This is a genomic window from Geopseudomonas sagittaria, assembly GCF_900115715.1.
GTDB classification, from domain to species: domain Bacteria; phylum Pseudomonadota; class Gammaproteobacteria; order Pseudomonadales; family Pseudomonadaceae; genus Geopseudomonas; species Geopseudomonas sagittaria.
The window spans coordinates 92,745-110,701 of the sequence record NZ_FOXM01000015.1 but is presented as its reverse complement, the minus strand read 5'-3'; the positions used below and the strand labels follow the sequence as shown (position 1 = coordinate 110,701).

The following is a 17,957-nucleotide window of genomic DNA, read 5'->3' as shown; positions in this document are numbered from 1 at the left end:
TCTTCGGCGAGCATGACCAGCGCCCGCCGGCCGGTGCGGATGACGGCCTCGCTCGGCACCCACAACACGCCCTGTTCGCTCGCCCGATTCAGGCGTACCTGCGCTGTCAACCCCGGTCGCAGGCGCCCGTCGGGGTTGGCCAGTTCGACGCGGACGCGCAGGGTACGGCTATCGGCGTTCGCCTCGGGCAGGATGGCGGCCACCCGGCCCGTCAGCACCTCGCCGGCGAAGGCCGGCAGGCGCGCCTCGACCGTCTGGCCGGCGGCCAGCACCCCGGCCTCGGCTTCCGGCACCGCCAGCTCCAGCCAGACGCTGTCCAGGCCGTTGATCCGCGCCAGGGTTGCGCCGGCCGCCACGCTCATGCCCGTGCGCACCGCCAGTTCCTGCAACACGCCGCTGATGGGGCTGGCGATGGTCAGGGTTGGCTGGGCCTTGCCGCTGCGCTCCACCCGGGCGATCAACGTCGCCGGCATCCCGGCCAGGCGCAGGCGCTGGCGGGCTGCCGCCAGCAGTTCGGCATCGCCACTGCGCGCAAGGGCGAGAAACTCTTCCTGGGCGGCGGCCCATTCCGGTACCAGCAGGTCAGCCAGCGGCGCGCCGGCTGCCAGCACATCGCCCGGTGCATGGGAATAGACCAGCTCGACGAAGCCGCTGGTGCGCGCCTGGACCACCGCGACATCCCGTTCGTTGAAAGCTAGGACGCCGCTCACCTCCAGACTGGAGGCAAAGGGCCCACGGCTGACGGTCGCCAGACGCAGGCCGAGACTCTGGGTCAGTCGCGGATCGATGCTGAAGGCGGCGCTGTCCGCGTCGACATCGGCATAGCGGGGCACCAGCTGCATGTCCATGAAGGGCGACTTGCCCGGTTTGTCGAATCGCTGCTGCGGGTACATCGGGTCGTACCAGTACAGCACCGGACGTTCGTCCTGCGCGGTGGCAGCAGGTTTGGATTTGTCGGCCACCTCGTACGAGCGCTGCTGGGCGAACCAGTAACCCCCGCCTGCGCCGAAAGCGAGTGCCAGGCCGCACAATGCGATTGTCGGCCCGATTCGCGTGGTCATGGCCGCTCCTCCCCGTAGGAAAAATACAGCCGCGCGCCGGTCCGAGCGCGCTGCGCCTCCAGCTCGACCTGGCGCAGGCGAGCCTCGATCAGCTCCTGACGGGCGGCGATGACGCCGAGCAGATCGCCCTTGCCGGCGCGATAGCTGGCCAGACTGAGCTCCCCCTTCTCCCGGGCCAGCGGCACGAAGCTGTCGCTGTTGCGCTGCAGCGCCCGCTTCAGCCGCTGATAGTCGGCCAGATCTTCTTCCAGTTGCTGGGCATGCTCGCGCAGCAGGGCTTCGCGCTCGGCCTCCAACTGGTTGAGTTCGGCATGCCGGGCGGCGATTTTCGGATCCTGCCGGGAGCCGGGGAACAGCGGCAGGTCGAAACTGACCTGCACACCGACCATGTCGCCGAACTCGCGGCCGCGGCGCTGGTAGTCGAGCTCCCAACTCCAGTCGGACTTCTTCTCCGCCTGCGCCTCCCGCACCTTGGCTTGTGCTTCGCGCGTCATCGGCTCGAAGACGGCCAGCGCCGGGTGGCGGGGTAACTGGTGGCTGTAACGGGTATGCTCGACAGACCATTGCGGCCAGTCGCCAGCCAGCGGCCGGTCGGCGGCCATGCCTATCCAGCGGCGCAGGGCAGCACGCGCCCGAACGTGCAGCTGGGCCAGCTCGTCCTGCTGCTCGGCCAGGCGGGCCGCTTCCTGTTTCGGCCTCACCGCGTCGGCGGTCTGACCCCGGCCACCGGCGATCTGTGCCTGCACGGCGGCGGCCAGCAGGCGATTCTCGCGGATGAACTCGGCGAACAGCACCATCTGGCGTTCAACCGCGAGGCGATCGATCCACGCCAGCGCGGTGGCCAGGCGAACGTTCAGACGTTCGACAGTGCCGTCGGCGGCGGCGCGCTCCACCGCTGCCTCGGCCACCTCGACCCGCGCCTGGCGCTTGGCCCGGTTGGGCACCTCCTGCATGACGCCGACCATCTGCATGGTCATAAAGTCGCGGTCGATGCTCCAGCGGTCGGGTCCGCCGACGGGATAGTTTTGTATGCCCAGCCGCAGCTGGGGATCGGGCAGTTCGCCAGCGGGAATGGCTGCACTGCTGGCGGCTTGCAGTTTGGCCTGCTCGGCGGCCAGCGAAGGGGCGTTGTACTCGGCCAGGCGCAAGGCCTCGACGAGTGTCAGCGGGGCCGCCTGGCTCGGCAATGCCAGCACGGCCGCCGCCAGGGCCGCGGCGCTGGGCCACCCCGGGGAGTGACGTTGGATGTTCATGCTCTTGATTCCTGTAATGTTTCGCGCAGAGATCAGCCGTCTCGCTGGGCGAGGCAGTGATCCAGGGAAAAGCAGGAATCAGGCGCGGGGGGGACGCCAAGGGCCGGACGGAGACCGCTCAGGCAGGAGATCGTGGTGGTCGGGCGTCGCCACAGGGGCGGACAGGGGAACGGGAGGCTTGATCGCCGTCACCTGCAGTAGGCTGGCGGTCTTGCATTCCTGTCCCGTCTTGCAGAGCTTGCCATGCTCGGTGGGACTAAACATGTCCTCGCAGCAGTCGGGCGTCATATCCATGGTCGCCATGTCGCTCACCTGCATTGGACAGGGCTCAACCTGTGCCTGCACGCCCGCCATCCCCACGAAGGGAAGCGTCAGGCCGATCAGGAAAATCAGGCAGAGTCGCAGGTTGCGTTTCATGGTCATGAGTCTAGTTGCCCCCGCGTAGAGCATGCAACCAAGATCAAGTGGGGAGGTTCCGACCGCTCAGCCATATTGGCTGAGCGGTATTGAAGGCAACCGAGACACTCAGAAGCGATAGTTCACGCCCAGGGTCAGGGTGCGACCCGGCGCCGGCTGGCGGCCCCACGGGCTGGTGTCGATGCCGCGGAAGTAGTATTCGCGGTCGAACAGGTTGCTGACGCCGGCCGAGGCGGTCAACTGGCTGCCGTCCTGCATCTTGAACTCGCGCTCTAGGGCGGTGTTCCACAGCCAGTAGCCGGGGATCTTGCCGACCGAGGCATTGGCATTCTCGTCCTCGCTGTTGGCCGCGTCGGTGAAGGCGCTGCTCACGTAGAGGCCGTCGAGGCTGTAGCTCCAGTGTTCGGCGAAGCGGTAGCGGCCGTCGACCGCCAGCTGGTGCTTGGAGGAGAAGGGCACTTCGTTGCCGTCGAACTGACCGGAGCGCTGCTCGGCTTCCAGGTAGGCATAGCTGGCGTGCAGGTCGAGCAGCGGCAGGGCTTCGGGCGTCCAGAACACCTGGGTCTCGATGCCTTGGTGACGGGTGCTGCCGAGGTTCTCGAAGCGGGTCGTTCTCGAGTTGTATTCGATCTGATCTTTGAAATCGATGCGATACAGGCCGGCTTCCAGGCGCAGGTTGTTGCTCGGGCTGAAGCGCACACCGGTCTCGTAGTTCCAGGCCAGCTCGGCGGCCACGTCGCCGTCGAAGACGATCGAGGTGATCTGCGGCATGCGCAGCGAGCGCTGGGCGTCGGCGTAGAGGAACCACTCATCGTTCAGCTGGTAACCGACGCTGAGACCCGGCAGCCATTCCTCGGCGGTCTTTTCCTGCGGCTTCTGCGCTACGCCGTTGACCTTGCCTTCGTACTCCATGGTGGCGTGCTCGTAGCGTACCCCAGGGGTGATGGTCAGGCGGCCGTCGAGCAGGCCGATGGCGTTGCTGATATAGGCGGCCTTGCCCTCGTCGTCGAAGGTCCAGTCGCGGAACACAGTATGTGCACCGGTGCTCAGGTTGTCGCGGTTGACCTTGAAGTCCACATCCTCCTTGACCAGGCGGGCACCGAGCACCCAGGTCTGGCTGACCGTGTCGCCGTCGATGGAGAGGCTCAGGCGCGGCTCGCTGCCCCACACGCGGAAGTCGCGGGGCGCATCCTGCAAGGTAGCGGGGGTGGCGTCGGGGGTGAACGGCAGGCCGACGATGAAGTTGCGGTAGCTATGGTGGGCGAAGTTGGTCCAGCTGAAGTCGACGCTGTCGAACGGACCGAAGCTGCCGAGGTACTGGTTCCAGGTGGCCCAGACGCGGTCGGTGTCGCCCTCGAAGCGGTCGAGCTCACGGGTCGATTGGCGCGGATCATCCTTGTAGTCGGCTACGCTGAGGGCGCCGGCGAGGTCCATGTCGGCGATGTAGCGCTGCACGCCGAAGCTCAGGCTGCGCGAGTCGTCAATGTCCCACTGGCCGCGCAGGCGGTAGTTCTGTACGGCAGTCTCGGAATGCTCGCGGCCGTACTCGCCGTCGATGGTGTTGAGGTCAAGCTGCAGGGCGAAACTGTCGTTGATCCGGCCGCCGGTGCCGATGTAGCTATCGAACAGCTGCCGGCCGCCGGGGGCGAAGGTGACCCGCTCCTGCAGGGTGGTTTCCCACTCGTCGGGGATCGGAGGGCTGATGAAGTTGATCACCCCGCCGACGTTGTTCGGGCCGTACTGCACGGCAGCGCCGCCACGAGCAACGTCGATGCGCTCGACGGTAGCCAGGGTCTGCGGGAACAGCGACAGGCTGGTCTGGCCGTAGGGGCCGAGGGCCAGCGGAACGCCGTCGGCCAGCGCCTGCACACGGCCACTGCGGCTTTCGTACAGGCCGCGCACCGATAATTGCGGCAGCACGCCAGTACCGGTCTCGTCGAAAATCTTCACCCCGGGTACCCGCTGCAGGGCATCGTCCAGGCCTCGCACGCTGGCCTTCTTCAGATCCTTGGCCTCTACCACGTTGCGGCTGCCGGCGTAGGTACGGACTTCCTCGTCGCTGCCCTGACCGAGCACATCACCCTTGATTACGAAAGGGGCGAGGGTGAGATCCTGGCCCTGTGGCTCAATGGTATCGCTGGTAATTTCAGCTGCGAATGCCGCTTGGGCGACGGCCAAGGCCAGCAGGCTGATCGAGAGGCCAATCTGGTGGGGGGGTTGTCTCATGACGAGGCGAAGCTCCTGATTGTTGATGTTATCCGTTTTCTGGACTACCGGCAGTGTGGGAATCTAAATCTTTCTGCTAACGAGAATTATTATCAATAATAGCTAATATGTAAATTGAATGTAAAGACCTGTTGGGTTAGTCCGATGGCTACTCAGTACAAGGGTTCAAGCTTCCAAGAAGACCACCTGCGGCGGTTCGTGCATCAGGAAGTGCTGGTGCGAGATGTTCCAGGCGTAGGCGCCGGCCAGGGTGAACACCAAGAGGTCGCCGACCGCCAAGGCGGCCACCGGCTGCTGACGGGCCAGCACGTCCTTGGGCGTGCACAGCTGGCCGACCAAGGTCACCGGCTGGTTCTCCAGCTCGGTCGGTCGGCTGCCGCGCAACACCACGAAGGGATGGTCGTGGCCCTGCGCTGCCGGGGTGCGAAAATGGTGGGTGCCGCCGCGGGCCACGGCGAAGTACTGGCCGTGGCTGCGCTTGATGTCCAGTACTTCCATCAGGTAGTAGCCGCAGGCGGCGCTGAGGAAGCGGCCGATCTCGAAGCGGATGCGCGTCCCGGCCATGCCTTCCTCGGCGATCAGTGTCGCAAGTCCCGCGCAGAAGCCCGGCCAGTCGAAGGAGCGGGCGTGGTCCTGGTAGTCGATGCCCATGCCGCCGCCGACGTTGAGCAGTTCCAGCTCCAGACCGTGGCGCGCGTTCAGCTGGCGGAAGCAGCGGAAGTAGCTGCGCATCAGCTGCAGGTGGGCGGCGCTGTCCAGCTGGTGGGAGAGCAGGTGGAAGTGCAGGCCCTGAAGCTTCAGCCAGGGCTCGCCGGCGAGCAGCGCCAGGGCCTCGTCGAGGGCCTGCTCGTCGAGGCCGAAGGGCGTCGGCTTGCCGCCCATCACCAGGCGACTGTCCGGCGCCTCGGCGAGCCTGAGGTTGAGCCGTAAAAGCACCGGGGCTGGGCGGCCGTAGCTCTTGGCGACGAGCGCCAGGCGGCGCAGCTCGCCGATGCTTTCCACGTGGAAGGCGGAAATCCGGCAGTCCATGGCGGCGGCCAGCTCGCTGTCCAGCTTGCCTGGGCCGCCGAAGATCAGCGGCTTGTCCTGATGGCGCTCATGAAGCCAGCGTAGCTCGCCGCCGGAAGCCGCCTCGAAGCCATCGACCCAGGGCGCCAGGGTGCGCAGGATCGGCGCCTCGGGGTTGGCCTTGGCGGCGTAGAACAGCTCGCAGTTGGCCGGCAGCGCTTCGCGCAAATTACGTGCGTGGCGCGCCAGCGCCGCCAGGTCGTAGAGGTAGGCGCACAGCGGCTCACCGCGCTGGCGGCGCAGCTCGGCGATGGCGTGTTGGACGGGGGCGGGCAGGCTCATCGGCAATCTCCACGGGCGGCGGTCAGCGGATTGGGCAGGGCGGTGTAGCCGGCTTCGCGGTCAGCGCGCATCAGCAGGCGGGTCATGAAGTTCTCCTTGCTCGGCAGGGGCGCGCCGGCGCACAGCTCGAGCAAAGCCTGCGGCTCGCCGAGCGGCGCGCGCTGCGCTTCGAGGATGGCGGCGATCTCCCGCCACAGGCGCCGCTCCAGCGCCGCATCGCCATTGGCCAGGTGGAACACCGCCTCGCCGAGGTTGTTGACCAGGGCGCAGTAGGCGACCCGCTTCCAGGCCTTGTCGGCGTCGTAGTGGAGCGAGGCGCGGGTGCGCTCGTCGAGGTGGGCGAGGCGCGCTGCCGGCCAGTGCTCGGGGACCAGCTTGGTGCCTTCCAGGTCGCGGATCCATACGCGGCAGGGCAGGCCCTGATCGTCGAAGCCGAGAAGGGTGTTCTGCAGGTGCGGTTCGAGCACCACGCCGTGGTGGAACAGGCAGTGCAGCGAGCCGCCCAGCAGCAGCCCGGCATAGGCGCGCAGCCAGCGCAGCGCGGCCTCGGCCGGGTCCACGCCGAGCTGCGCCGCACAGTGCGCGACCAGCACCTGACAGGCGCTGATGCCCCCCAGGTCCCAGGTGAACAGAGCCATGGCGACTTGCGGGCGATAACGCCGGCGGCTGGCTTCGTCGAGGTTCTGCCGGTAGAGGATGCCGAAGCATTCGGTAACCTCACGGGCTTCCTCCGGGCTGCCATAGGCCGACAGGTCCAGGGTGCTGGCGGCCGGCTCGGCCATCAGCGCGAAGCCAGGTTGGTTGTGGTCCAGCTCGGCCATCAGCGGGCCAAGCAGGCGGGTCAGGGCCACCGCGCTGTCCAGCTCGTACCAGGCGTTCTTGCGCACGCAGTTGGTCAGCCGCACGTGGATCGAGAACTTGAGGAAATGGCTCAGCGCGGGATGGTAGAGAGTACGTACCGAAGAGGTCGGGTAGAGCGCCAGGCCCCGCGGGCCGAGGTATTCCAGGAGGCCGAGGTCGCGCACCCGCTGGACCAGCGGATCGGCCAGCACCCGCGAAACCTCCCACGGGTGGCAGGGGTAGAGGTGGTCGGCGCCGGCGACCTCGGCGAGCAGGCCGCGCGGGTCGTCGCCCTGGTGGCGGATCAACGCGGGGTCGACGCGGAACCAATGCAGCGGGAAGCGCGCGCCGACTTCCGGCGAGCAGGCCAGCAGGTCGGCCTCGGAAACGCCATCGCGGCTTTTCGGCGTCGGGTGCAGGGCATGGCCCCAGACCTGGCCCTGCTCGGAGCGCAGCAGGCTATCGATTAGCTCATGGCTGTCGGCCGGCTCGTGGTTGGCCGCGCGGGCGTGGGTGAGAAAGGTGCGGGTGATGCGCAGGCTGTTGTCGATCTGCTCGAGCAGCTCGCCGTGGCGGTCCGGGCCGTTCAGTGGGGCGAGCAGCAGGCGCGCCAGTTCGGCGGCGTCCAGCGGCCGCCAGCCCTGGCCGTGGCCCTTGAAGTAGGGCGGGCTGACGAAGCGGCAGCGGCCGAGCACGCTGGTGCGGTCGGCGAGCAGCGCCAGGCGGCTGCCGTTGGCGAGCTGGATGCCGACGCAGCGGGTTTCGGCGTGACGCAGGCCCATGGGCAGGTCCGGCGCATGGCAGTCGAGACTCGCCTCACCGCGCGGCAGGGCGTACTCGCGCAGGTAGCAGTTGAGCAGGCAATCGATGGCGTGGCGCTGGGCCTCTCCGTCCAGGGTGCGTTCGTGGGGCGAGCGAGCGACAAGGGTCATGGGGCGGTCTCCGGCGAGCGGGTGAGTAGGGGGTGAGCCACGGCCATCGCGGCCAACGCGGCCAGGCAGGCGATCAGGAAAGGCATGGCGACGCCGTAGTACTGGCAGGCCAGGCCGGCGACCAGGCCGGCGGCGCTGCCGGCCCACTTGCCGCTGGCGTCGTACCAGCCGAACAGGCGGCCGGCGCCGCCCTGGCGGCGGAGGGCGGCGAGGTAGCGGTGCAGGCCGACGAAACACAGCAGCATGCCCAGCCCGGCGAGTAGGCGTAGTGCGAACAGCAGCTCGGCCGGCACGCGCAGGAACTGCAGCAGGTTGCTCAGCGCGAACAGGGCGAGTCCGGCCGGCAGCAACGGGCCGCTGCTGCGCTGCACCCAGGGCAGGGCCAGGAGGTAGACCAGGTGCGGCAGGCTGTAGAGCAGACCGATCAGCGCGTCGTTGGCAATCCCGAGGGCCTCGCCGTAGGGCACGAAGTAGGGGAAGGTCACCACCATGGCGAAGCTGAACAGGAACTGCACGGCGAGCAGGCGCAGCAGGTCAGGCGGCAGCGCCTCGACGACGGGCTTGTCGCCTGCGGCCTGGACCGGCGGGCGCGGCGCATCGGCCGGCAACGGCAGCACCAGCAGGAAGGCCAGCAGCGGCAGCCAGGCCAGGTAGCGATACATCTCCAGCCCCAACCCGGCGCTCGCCAGCAGGCCGACCAGCACCGGGCCGCTGAGCAGCGCGAGGCGCGCCGAGTACTGGGTCAGGTTGAGCGCGCGGGTCAGGCCTTCCCCGGCGAGCTGGGTCGCCAGGTAGGCGTTCGACGCCGCCATGGCGCCGCCGAAGGTGCCCTGGACGATCAGTGCTAGGGTGAACACCCCCAGGTTCGGACTGAAGCCGGCGAGCAGGAAGCCGACGGCGAGGCCGGCATGAGCGCGCAGCAGCGACAGCCGGCAGCCGTGGCGGTCGGCCAGGCGCCCCCAGAGCGGCGCCGCCAGCGCGGTGCACAGGGTCGGCAGGATATAGAGCACGCCGATGCTCCAGGTCGGCGCCGCACTACCTAGATCGGCGAGGATGCGCGGCAGGAACAGCGGCGCGCCCAGGGCGGTGAAGGCCGACAGGTAGTGGCCGAGCAGGACGCAGGCGGTCAGCTGGCGGGACATGGGGCTGCATCCTGCAGGAAGTTCGCCGCGCTGTAGCCGTAGAACTTGTTGATGTCTGCCGCGCCGGAGCGCGCCTTGCTGAACAGGCTGCCCGCGCTGAGCAGGTACTTCACCGGCAGCCTGGGGCTGTCGAGCAGGAAGTGACGCGCCTCGTCGACCGCCACGCCCGCGACCGCCAGCGCCTCGAGGCACGCACGCAGGCGCTCGCGCAGACGGCTATACAGCGCCTCGCGTGAGGCCAGGCCGGACTCGGCGATGGCCTCCAGCGGCGCGATCAGGTTCAGCTGCAGGGTGATGGTGCAGAACATTTCGGCCAGCGGTCGGGCGCCATCGACGCGGATCCGCTCGTCGCGCAGCTCGGCCAGTCGCGGCACCAGGTCCGGGCAGGCGGTGGCGAAGCGCGCCGGCCACAGCCGTGCGGCGTCGTTGTCCTTCATCAGCAGCCGCAGCGGCCGGCCGGCTTCGAACATCAGCACGGCGTTCTGCTGGTTGGCCTCCAGGGCGATGCCGTAGACCAGCCAGAGGCGCAGGTGCACCGTGAGCAGGAGGTCGAGATATTCCTGCCACCAGGCCAGCAGGTCGCCGCCGTGGAAGCGCTGAACCAGCGCTTCGACCAGCAGGCGGCCGTCGGGCAGGCGGCTGGCGAGGGCGGCGACCGGCACCAGGGTCGCCTGCTCCAGGCCGTCCGGGTAGCGACGCAGGATGTAGGCCAGGTGGCGCTCGCCGGCGGCGTGGCCGCCGTGCAGCTCGTCGACGTGCAGGTAGCGCGCACCGAGCTGGCCGTCGCGTTCGGCGAGCTCCTGCAGCACGGTCTGGAACCAGTGACCGTCGTAGAGGGTGCTCGGCTTAATCAGGCGCAGGTTGCGTGCACCCAGGGTACGCACCGAGAGCGGTAGCTTGATATGGCAGCGCGGCGCCTCGACGCACAGCACCGTGCGCACCGACAGGGTCGGCTCCACCTCCAGGGCGCTGCGTGGTGCGCGCAGGCAGCCTGGCGGCAGGCCGTGGGCATCCAGTTCTGGCCAGGTCAGCGGGTGCACCGGCAGCAGCGCGTGGCTCTCCTCCAGCGCCGGGTCCAGGCCGACCGCGGCGAAGCTCGGCCACAGCGCCGGCGGCGCGCTGGTCTGCTCGAAAAGCGTCTTGGGCACGGCCAGCCAGTTGAGGCGAAAACGTGGCGCGAATTCCGGGGCGTAGGCCTGCAGGGCTGCGGCGTCGAAGCCGCTCTTGGCCCGCGCGGTGGGGTAGAAGGGGTGGTCGAGGTAGCTGGCCAGGCGGTCGATGCCGAGCAGGCGTCGGCCCCAGTCCGCTTCCGCGAGGAGCTCGCTCAGGTCGCCGGCCTGCGCGGCGTAGGCCTCGCGGCACAGGCGGCGATGCTCGACCGCGCAGTCGGCTTCCTCAGCGTAGTCGGCGAACAACGCCAGGCTCTCGGCGTCCAGGCCGGTAGCCAGGTGCTCGAGCCAGCGGCGGTAGCCCTGCTCCAGGCTCACGCTGTCGCCCTGGCGGCGCAACCAGCGGTCGCCGATTGCGCTCCACTCCTGCAACGGTGCGCCGCGGCGCACCGGCAGCCAGAGATCGCCGCAGGCGAGATGGTCGATGCACAGCCAGATCGGCTCTATCGAGTCAGGCCAGTGGGCCTTCAGTTCGACCGGCAGCTCGCACGGGCGCGCCAAGCCGAGCAGCCCGCGGATATCCTCGCGCAGGCAGCAGTCGAGAATGCGCTGGCCGATGGCCGCGCGGTCTTGGTCATGGTCGAGTTCGTGCGGATTCATGCCAGCTCCCAGCGCAGGTCGCTGCGCACGGCATCGAAATGCCCCTGCAGCGCGGCTTCGTCGGGCGCGATCAGGCGCAGCACGCCCAGGTAGTCCTTGTTCGAGTTGCTCAGGCGAATCTCCTCGCCGACTTCATGCAGTGCGCAGTAGTCGGTCCAGTAGCCGTGGTCTTCCTGGCGGAAGCTGCCACTGGCTGCGAGCAGGCGGCCGCCGTGCGGCGCGACCAGGTAGTGCACCAGGGCCGCGGCGCTGCTGCTTTCGCTGTCGTCCAGCGGCTCGCCCAGGTGCAGGGCGAGGATGCGCTCGAACCAGCCCTGCGGCAGCAGGCGGTCGAGGAGGAACTCGCGGCCGTCGCCGATGCTGCGGTAGTTGATCTCGACCAGCACCGGACCGTTGGCGGTGAGGATGAACTCGCTGTGGCAGACGCCGAAGTTGACGCCGAAGGCGGCCACCTGGGCCAGAGCTGCGCTGCGGTTGGCGCGGCTGAGTGGGCCGTTCCAGCGCGCCTCCAGCTCGACGAAGTGCGGCGGCGGCGAGAGGGTCACGTCGAAGCCGCCGATGGCCTGCAGGCGCTGGCCATCGCCGAGGGTCTCCAGGGTGAACAGCGGTCCCTCCATGTAGGCCTCGAGCAGCAGTGCGCGGCTCGGCTGGCGCTGCCAGAAAGCCGCGCAGTAGTCGGCCAGTTCGGCGGCGTTGCGGCACAGCTGCACGTCCAGGCTGGCGACGCCTTCGCGCGGCTTGGCCACCAGCGGGAAGGGCGCGTCCGCCGGCGGCTGTGCTCCGGGCGTCAGTACCTTGAACCAGGGACCGGGCAGGCCGAGGCGCTGCAGACGTTCACGCATCTCCGCCTTGTTCTTCGCCGCGTGGCAGATCTGCCAGTCCTTGCCGGGGCAGGCGAAGGCTTCCGCTATCAGGGCACAGCTGGTCTGCAGGTGGTCGCTATTGGAAAACACCGCCAGCGGGCGCTGGCCATGGGCGTGCAGCAGCTCGATCACCGCCAGCGGGTTGAACACGTCGCACTCGAGGATCTCGAGTCCGTCGACCGTCACCTGGGCATCGGCCAGGTGACGCCAGTGCTCCTGTGCATGGTCGGTGAGCAGCAACAGCGGTTGTCCGTGCCGCTGGGCTGTGGGCAGGAAGCCTTCGCACACGGCATGGGTGGCAACGTGACTGAGAATGACGATGGGCCTTTGCATGGGTTTCTCCTGGGCAATAGCGGTCCGTCGGCAAGGCGGCTGCCCTTGCCGGCGTGATGACTCGGGGATTGGGTCAGCGGCGGAGCTGAGGCGTTCGGCGGAAGCTGGGGGGTGTGCCGCTCATGGCGGGGAGACCTGCAAACCCTGCAGGCGCGCTTTCAGGGCATTGAGCAGCAAGCCGCGGTCTTCGCCGGCGAGATAGCTGCGGATCCCGTGCGCCCTCCAATGGCGGTTCTGCTCGGCCGTGCGCGGGTTGGCGCAGAAAGGCACCTGGGCGTCGGCACAGTTTGCCGCCATCCGCTGCAGCGCCTGCCAGACCTTGGGGTGCAGCGGGTCGGGGCCGACGCCGAGGTCCAGCGCCAGATCCAGAGCCCCTTCGAGGACCATGGCGATGCCCGGCAGGCGAAGAATGGCCTCCAGCGCCTCAACGCCGGCCGCGCTTTCGATCATCGGCACGATGCGCGGCTCGGCATTGGCCTGAGCGATGTAGTCGGGCAAGGCGAGGGTGCCGAAACCGGTGCAGCGCCCACCAGTGATGCCACGGCGGCCCAGAGGTGGAAAGTAGGCGGCGGCCACGGCCCGCTCGACTTCTTCGACACTTTCCACCCGCGGCAGCACTATCGCTTCGACACCCGCATCCAGTGCGCGTCCGATCAGCTTGGCATCGACCTCCGGCAGGCGCAACCAGGGCGAAATGCCCGTTGCCTCACAGGCGCGCAGACAGTGCATCAGTTCCTCGCCGGAGCGCAGCAGGTGTTCCATGTCGAGAATGGCAAAGTGATAACCGGCGGCGGCGATCATTTCGCACAACAGGGGCGAGGGAACCGAATTGAGCAGGCCATAGACCTCCTCGCTGCGATTCAGGCGGGCGAGGACGGGGGACTTTCGGAGCATATTGCATCCTTACGCTAATTATTCGCTAATGAGAATTATTAGCGTTTAATTTGCTTTCTGTAAACCCCTCGAATGCAACACCAACAGGGAAAATCCCGCACCAGTTACAACCTGATCTTGCCGACCCTTGGCGGATAGCCTCTTCAAACCCGACCCACAACATTTGCCGGGCGCGTAGACAGGCATCTAAGCGGCCTCGGGGCGCGCAGCCGTATCCCTGCCTCTACAAGTAGGGGCGGATTGGCGGAAAGTCCTGTTGCTGAAGCTCGCTTCAGATCACCGTCATCAGGACGATCTGAGGGCGCAAGCGGAGCAAGTCGCGGCACAGGATGAAAACCCGCTCGACATCGGTCTGGGTTAGTGGACTGTCGAGGACAGCCTCTTCTCGCTTTTCAGCCGCACCGTGCGTGTCTGAGCGCGCATCAAGAATGAGCTTTGGATCGGCTCTGAGTCGGAGCACTTGCCCAAGACAGGTGGCTGCGAACTCAGATCGCCACCAGCCCGCGCACCCCATCGGCTTCCATGCTTTCGCCGCGGCCATGCTGGATGATCTCGCCGCGCGACATGACCAGATACTGGTCGGCCAGTTCGGCGGCGAAGTCGTAGAACTGCTCGACCAGCAGGATGGCCATGTCGCCGCGCTCGGCGAGCTTGCGGATCACTGTGCCGATCTCCTTGATCACCGAGGGCTGGATGCCTTCGGTGGGCTCGTCGAGGATCAGCAGGCGCGGGCGGCTGGCCAGCGCGCGGCCGATGGCCAGCTGTTGCTGCTGGCCGCCGGACAGGTCGCCGCCGCGGCGGTGTTTCATCTCGCGCAGCACCGGGAACAGCTCGTAGATCGACTCGGGCACAGCCTTGGCCTCGCTGGCTGGGAAGCGGGAAAGGCCCATCAGCAGGTTTTCCTCGACGGTCAGCCGGCCGAAGATGTCACGCCCCTGCGGCACGTAGGCGATGCCGGCGTGCACGCGCTGGTGCGGCTTGTAGCCGGTGATATCGGCGTCTTCCCAGAGCACCTGGCCGTCTTTCGCCGGGATCAGGCCCATCAGGCATTTCAGCAGGGTGGTCTTGCCCACCCCGTTGCGGCCGAGTAGGCAGGTAACCTCGCCGATCCGTGCCTCGAACGACAGGCCGCGCAGGATGTGGCTGCCGCCGTAGTACTGGTGGAGTTGCTGGACTTGCAGCATGAATTGGTCCTCTTGCAGGGGGATGCCGGAGCGTCCCCGGCTGGGTTGCCACGCAGGAGCATGGCAACCATCAACTGTCTGTTGGTGCGTGGTGGACAAGGCTGCGCCGTTGTCCACCCTGCGGGGCTCAGCGCCCCAGATACACCTCGATCACCCGCTCGTTGGCCTGCACCTGCTCCAGCGAGCCTTCGGCCAGTACACGGCCCTGGTGCAGCACGGTGACGTGGTCGGCGATCGAGCCGACGAAGCCCATGTCGTGCTCGACCACCATCAGCGAGTGCTTGCGCGCCAGCGACTTGAACAGCTCGGCGGTGAACTCGGTCTCGGCGTCGGTCATCCCCGCCACCGGCTCGTCGAGCAGCAGCAGGTGCGGCTCCTGCATCAAGAGCATGCCGATCTCGAGGAACTGCTTCTGGCCGTGGGAGAGCAGGCCGGCCGGGCGCAGGCGCGAGCCTTCCAGGCGGATGGTGGCGAGCACCTCGTCGATGCGGTCGCGCTGCGCGCCGGACAGGCGCGCGCGCAGGCTGGCCAGCACCGACTTGTCGGTCTTCTGCGCCAGCTCGAGGTTCTCGAACACGCTGAGCGCCTCGAACACCGTCGGCTTCTGGAACTTGCGGCCGATGCCGGCCTGGGCGATCTGCACCTCGCTCATCTTCGTCAGGTCGAGCTGCTCGCCGAACCAGGCTTCGCCACTGTCCGGGCGGGTCTTGCCGGTGATCACGTCCATCATGGTGGTCTTGCCGGCGCCGTTGGGGCCGATGATGCAGCGCAGCTCGCCGACGCCGATGTACAGGTTGAGGTCGGTCAGTGCCTTGAAGCCGTCGAAACTGACGTTGATCCCCTCCAGGGTGAGGATGGTGCCGTGGCGGACGTTGACTCCCTTGCCGACCAGATGGCCGGTGTCCAGCGGCAGGTCGGCCTGGTGGGTGGTGGCGGCATTCATTGCTCTTTCTCCTTGCGCAGCAGGCCGATCACGCCCTTGGGCAGGTACAGGGTGATGACGATGAACAGGGCCCCGAGGAAGAACAGCCAGTATTCCGGGAAGGCCACGGTGAACCAGCTTTTCATGCCGTTGACCAGACCGGCGCCGAGCAGCGGACCGATCAGGGTGCCGCGCCCGCCGAGGGCCACCCACACGGCCGCTTCGATGGAGTTGGTCGGCGACATCTCGCTGGGGTTGATGATGCCCACCAGCGGCACGTAGAGCGCCCCGGCCAGGCCGCACAGCACGGCGCTGAGCACCCAGATGAACAGCTTGTAGCCGCGCGGGTCGTAGCCGCAGAACATCAGGCGGTTCTCCGCGTCGCGCAGTGCGGTGAGTAGCCGGCCGAACTTGCTGCGCGCCAGCTTGAGGCCCAGATACAGGCTGCCGGCCAGCAGCGCGACGATGCACAGGAACAGCACGGCACGGGTGCCGGTGGCGGTGATGTCGAAGCCAAGGATGGTCCTGAAGCTGGTGAAGCCGTTGTTGCCGCCAAAGCCCGTCTCGTTGCGGAAGAACAGCAGCATCCCGGCGAAGGTCAGTGCCTGGGTCATGATCGAGAAGTACACGCCCTTGATCCGCGAGCGGAAGGCGAAGAAACCGAACACCAGGGCGAGCAGGCCGGGGGCCAGCACCACCAGGCACAGGGTCCACAGGAAACTGGAGGTGCCGTACCAGTACCAGGGCAACTCGGTCCAGGACAGGAAGGTCATGAACGCCGGCAGGCCGTCGCCCGCGCTTTCGCGCATCAGGTACATGCCCATGGCGTAACCGCCGAGGGCGAAGAACAGCCCATGGCCGAGCGACAGCAGTCCGGCGTAGCCCCACACCAGGTCGAGGGCCAGGGCGACCACCGCGTAGCAAAGGATCTTGCCGACCAGGGTCAGGGTGTAGGCCGATACGTGCAGGGCACTGTCTGCCGGCAGCAGGTGCAGCAACGGCAGGGCGACCAGCACGGCGAGCACAAGCAAGCCGAGGCCCAGCGACGCGCGCGGGCCGAGCTTGCCAGTGGCACGGGCCAGCAGGCTGTTATTGAGAGGCATGGGATTCATGGGCATGTTCATCAGTCGATCACCCGGCCCTTGAGGGCGAACAGGCCCTGTGGACGTTTCTGGATGAAGAGAATGATCAGCGCGAGGATGAGGATCTTGCCCAGCACGGCGCCGATCTGCGGTTCGAGGAGCTTGTTGGCGATACCCAGGCCCGAGGCGGCCATCACCGTGCCGGCCAACTGGCCGACGCCGCCGAGCACCACCACCAGGAAGGAGTCGATGATGTAGCTCTGGCCGAGGTCCGGGCCGACGTTGCCGATCTGGCTCAGCGCCACACCACCGAGGCCAGCGATGCCCGAGCCGAGGCCGAAGGCCAGCATGTCCACCCGCCCGGTCGGCACGCCGCAGCAGGCGGCCATGTGGCGGTTCTGGGTGACGGCGCGCACGTTGAGGCCCAGCCGCGTGCGGTTGAGCAGCAGCCAGGTAAGCACCACCACGCCCAGGGCGAAGCCGATGATCGCCATCCGGCTGTACGGCAGCACCAGGTTGGGCAGCACCTGCAGGCCGCCGGACAGCCAGCTTGGGTTGGCCACCTCGACGTTCTGCGCGCCGAACAGCACGCGCACCGCCTGGATGAGGATCAGGCTGATGCCCCAGGTGGCCAGCAGGGTTTCCAGCGGACGGCCGTAGAGGTGGCGGATCACCGTGCGCTCCAGCGCCATGCCGATGGCGGCGGTGACCAGGAAGGCGACCGGCAGGGCGGCCAGCGGGTAGAGATCCAGGTAACCGGGGGCGAATTTCTGGAAGGCGCTCTGCACCAGCCAGGTGGTATAGGCGCCGAGCATCAGCATCTCGCCGTGGGCCATGTTGATCACCCCGAGCAGGCCGAAGGTGATGGCCAGGCCAAGGGCGGCGAGCAGCAGGATGGAACCGAGCGACAGGCCGCTGAACGCCTGGCCGAGCAGTTCGCCGACCAGCAGGCGGCGTTCCACCTGGCTGAGGCTGGTCTGCGCGGCCTTGCGCACCTGGGCGTCGCTTTCCGCGCTGGCCAGCAGGGCCTCGAGGCGGGTGCGCGCCAGCGGCTCGCCGCTCTCGCCGAGCAGGCGCACGGCGGCCAGGCGTACCGCCGGGTCGCTATCAGCCAGTTGCAGGTTGGCCAGCGCCAGGGCCAGGGCGTCGCGCACGGCCTCGTCGTCTTCCGCAGCCAGGCGCGTGTCGAGCAGGGCGAGCTGCGCCGGTTTGGCGCTCTTCTGCAGTTGTTGGGCGGCGGCCAGGCGTACGGTCGAATCCTGGTCGAGCAATTGGTGGCTGGCTTGGGTGGTGGCGAGCAGACCGCGCAGGCGGTTGTTCAGGCGCAGCTTCTTCGGTATGCCCTGCGGCTGGGCAGCGTCTTCGACGGCGACGTAGCGGCCGTCCTGTTCGATGAAGGGCTGTTTGGCGCTGTCGCCGACCAGGCGACCGTCCTGCAGGGCGTCGAGCAGCGGCAGGCGGGCGGGATCGGGCTGGGCAGCCCAGCTTTCCAGCAGCTGGGCTTGGCGCGCCGGGCTGGCAGCGACGAAGTCGGCGGCGTCGCCGGCGTGGCTGGTCAGTGGCAGCAAGAGCGCCAATGACAGCAGCATGCGGATCAATACAGTAGGCATGGTGGGGGTCCTTCGCAGAGCAGCGGAGCGGGACAGGGCGGACCTCATCCCAGCCTCCCGGCCACGCAAGGCGGGGAGG

14 protein-coding genes are annotated in these 17,957 nt (G+C 67.9%); all 14 read right to left on the bottom strand.

Annotated features, from left to right (window positions below):
- A partial coding sequence (locus BM297_RS17075; protein ID WP_092433699.1) for an efflux RND transporter periplasmic adaptor subunit occupies nt 1–1,061 on the bottom strand: 1,061 nt, incomplete at its 3' end.
- The gene (locus BM297_RS17070; RefSeq protein WP_092433690.1) at nt 1,058–2,314 is read right to left on the bottom strand and encodes a TolC family protein; all 1,257 of its coding nucleotides are present in this window, start codon (nt 2,312–2,314) and stop codon (nt 1,058–1,060) included. The genes BM297_RS17075 and BM297_RS17070, both read right to left, overlap by 4 nt.
- Nucleotides 2,315–2,392: 78 nt before the next feature.
- A complete protein-coding gene (locus BM297_RS17065; protein WP_092433698.1) occupies nt 2,393–2,731 on the bottom strand; it encodes a hypothetical protein in 339 nt (112 codons plus the stop codon).
- Nucleotides 2,732–2,839: 108 nt separating this feature from the next.
- Nucleotides 2,840–4,957, bottom strand: coding sequence for a TonB-dependent receptor family protein (locus BM297_RS17060; RefSeq protein ID WP_092433688.1), 2,118 nt, complete (start codon nt 4,955–4,957; stop codon nt 2,840–2,842).
- 165 nt (nt 4,958–5,122) lie between these two features.
- Nucleotides 5,123–6,307 (bottom strand): type III PLP-dependent enzyme, encoded by a 1,185-nt coding sequence (locus tag BM297_RS17055; RefSeq protein ID WP_175526682.1) that lies wholly within the window; start codon nt 6,305–6,307, stop codon nt 5,123–5,125.
- Entirely contained in the window at nt 6,304–8,079 is a 1,776-nt protein-coding gene (locus tag BM297_RS17050) for an IucA/IucC family protein (protein WP_092433682.1), read from the bottom strand. The genes BM297_RS17055 and BM297_RS17050 overlap by 4 nt, the downstream gene beginning before the upstream one ends.
- Nucleotides 8,076–9,221 (bottom strand): MFS transporter, encoded by a 1,146-nt coding sequence (locus BM297_RS17045; RefSeq protein ID WP_092433680.1) that lies wholly within the window; start codon nt 9,219–9,221, stop codon nt 8,076–8,078. Before BM297_RS17045 ends, BM297_RS17050 begins: the two co-directional genes overlap by 4 nt.
- Nucleotides 9,206–10,990 carry an IucA/IucC family protein gene (locus tag BM297_RS17040; protein WP_092433678.1) on the bottom strand — a complete coding sequence of 595 codons (1,785 nt, stop codon included), beginning with the start codon at nt 10,988–10,990 and terminating at the stop codon, nt 9,206–9,208. The genes BM297_RS17045 and BM297_RS17040 overlap by 16 nt, the downstream gene beginning before the upstream one ends.
- The gene (locus BM297_RS17035; protein ID WP_092433676.1) at nt 10,987–12,186 is read right to left on the bottom strand and encodes an ATP-grasp domain-containing protein; all 1,200 of its coding nucleotides are present in this window, start codon (nt 12,184–12,186) and stop codon (nt 10,987–10,989) included. Before BM297_RS17035 ends, BM297_RS17040 begins: the two co-directional genes overlap by 4 nt.
- 120 nt (nt 12,187–12,306) lie before the next feature.
- On the bottom strand, nt 12,307–13,080 hold the full coding sequence (locus tag BM297_RS17030; protein ID WP_092433674.1) for an HpcH/HpaI aldolase family protein: 774 nt from the start codon (nt 13,078–13,080) through the stop codon (nt 12,307–12,309).
- A 485-nt stretch (nt 13,081–13,565) separates the two neighbouring features.
- Nucleotides 13,566–14,264: an urea ABC transporter ATP-binding subunit UrtE gene (gene urtE / locus BM297_RS17020; protein WP_092433672.1), complete on the bottom strand. Its 699-nt coding sequence runs from the start codon at nt 14,262–14,264 to the stop codon at nt 13,566–13,568.
- 127 nt (nt 14,265–14,391) lie between these two features.
- Nucleotides 14,392–15,207 (bottom strand): urea ABC transporter ATP-binding protein UrtD, encoded by an 816-nt coding sequence (gene urtD / locus BM297_RS17015; protein WP_245768284.1) that lies wholly within the window; start codon nt 15,205–15,207, stop codon nt 14,392–14,394.
- Nucleotides 15,204–16,289, bottom strand: a complete 1,086-nt coding sequence (gene urtC / locus BM297_RS17010; RefSeq protein WP_092433696.1) for an urea ABC transporter permease subunit UrtC — start codon at nt 16,287–16,289, stop codon at nt 15,204–15,206. Before urtC ends, urtD begins: the two co-directional genes overlap by 4 nt.
- 20 nt (nt 16,290–16,309) lie before the next feature.
- Nucleotides 16,310–17,878 (bottom strand): urea ABC transporter permease subunit UrtB, encoded by a 1,569-nt coding sequence (gene urtB, locus BM297_RS17005; protein ID WP_092433670.1) that lies wholly within the window; start codon nt 17,876–17,878, stop codon nt 16,310–16,312.
- Nucleotides 17,879–17,957: the final 79 nt, after the last annotated feature.

Excerpts from the sequence above, each read along its gene's own strand:
- BM297_RS17070 (WP_092433690.1), bottom strand. The coding sequence starts at position 2,314 with ATGAACATCCAACGTCACTCCCCGGGGTGGCCCAGCGCCGCGGCCCTG.
- BM297_RS17065 (WP_092433698.1), bottom strand. The coding sequence starts at position 2,731 with ATGAAACGCAACCTGCGACTCTGCCTGATTTTCCTGATCGGCCTGACG.
- BM297_RS17060 (WP_092433688.1), bottom strand. The coding sequence starts at position 4,957 with ATGAGACAACCCCCCCACCAGATTGGCCTCTCGATCAGCCTGCTGGCC.
- BM297_RS17055 (WP_175526682.1), bottom strand. The coding sequence starts at position 6,307 with ATGAGCCTGCCCGCCCCCGTCCAACACGCCATCGCCGAGCTGCGCCGC.
- BM297_RS17050 (WP_092433682.1), bottom strand. The coding sequence starts at position 8,079 with ATGACCCTTGTCGCTCGCTCGCCCCACGAACGCACCCTGGACGGAGAG.
- BM297_RS17045 (WP_092433680.1), bottom strand. The coding sequence starts at position 9,221 with ATGTCCCGCCAGCTGACCGCCTGCGTCCTGCTCGGCCACTACCTGTCG.
- BM297_RS17040 (WP_092433678.1), bottom strand. The coding sequence starts at position 10,990 with ATGAATCCGCACGAACTCGACCATGACCAAGACCGCGCGGCCATCGGC.
- BM297_RS17035 (WP_092433676.1), bottom strand. The coding sequence starts at position 12,186 with ATGCAAAGGCCCATCGTCATTCTCAGTCACGTTGCCACCCATGCCGTG.
- BM297_RS17030 (WP_092433674.1), bottom strand. The coding sequence starts at position 13,080 with ATGCTCCGAAAGTCCCCCGTCCTCGCCCGCCTGAATCGCAGCGAGGAG.
- urtE (WP_092433672.1), bottom strand. The coding sequence starts at position 14,264 with ATGCTGCAAGTCCAGCAACTCCACCAGTACTACGGCGGCAGCCACATC.
- urtD (WP_245768284.1), bottom strand. The coding sequence starts at position 15,207 with ATGAATGCCGCCACCACCCACCAGGCCGACCTGCCGCTGGACACCGGC.
- urtC (WP_092433696.1), bottom strand. The coding sequence starts at position 16,289 with ATGCCTCTCAATAACAGCCTGCTGGCCCGTGCCACTGGCAAGCTCGGC.
- urtB (WP_092433670.1), bottom strand. The coding sequence starts at position 17,878 with ATGCCTACTGTATTGATCCGCATGCTGCTGTCATTGGCGCTCTTGCTG.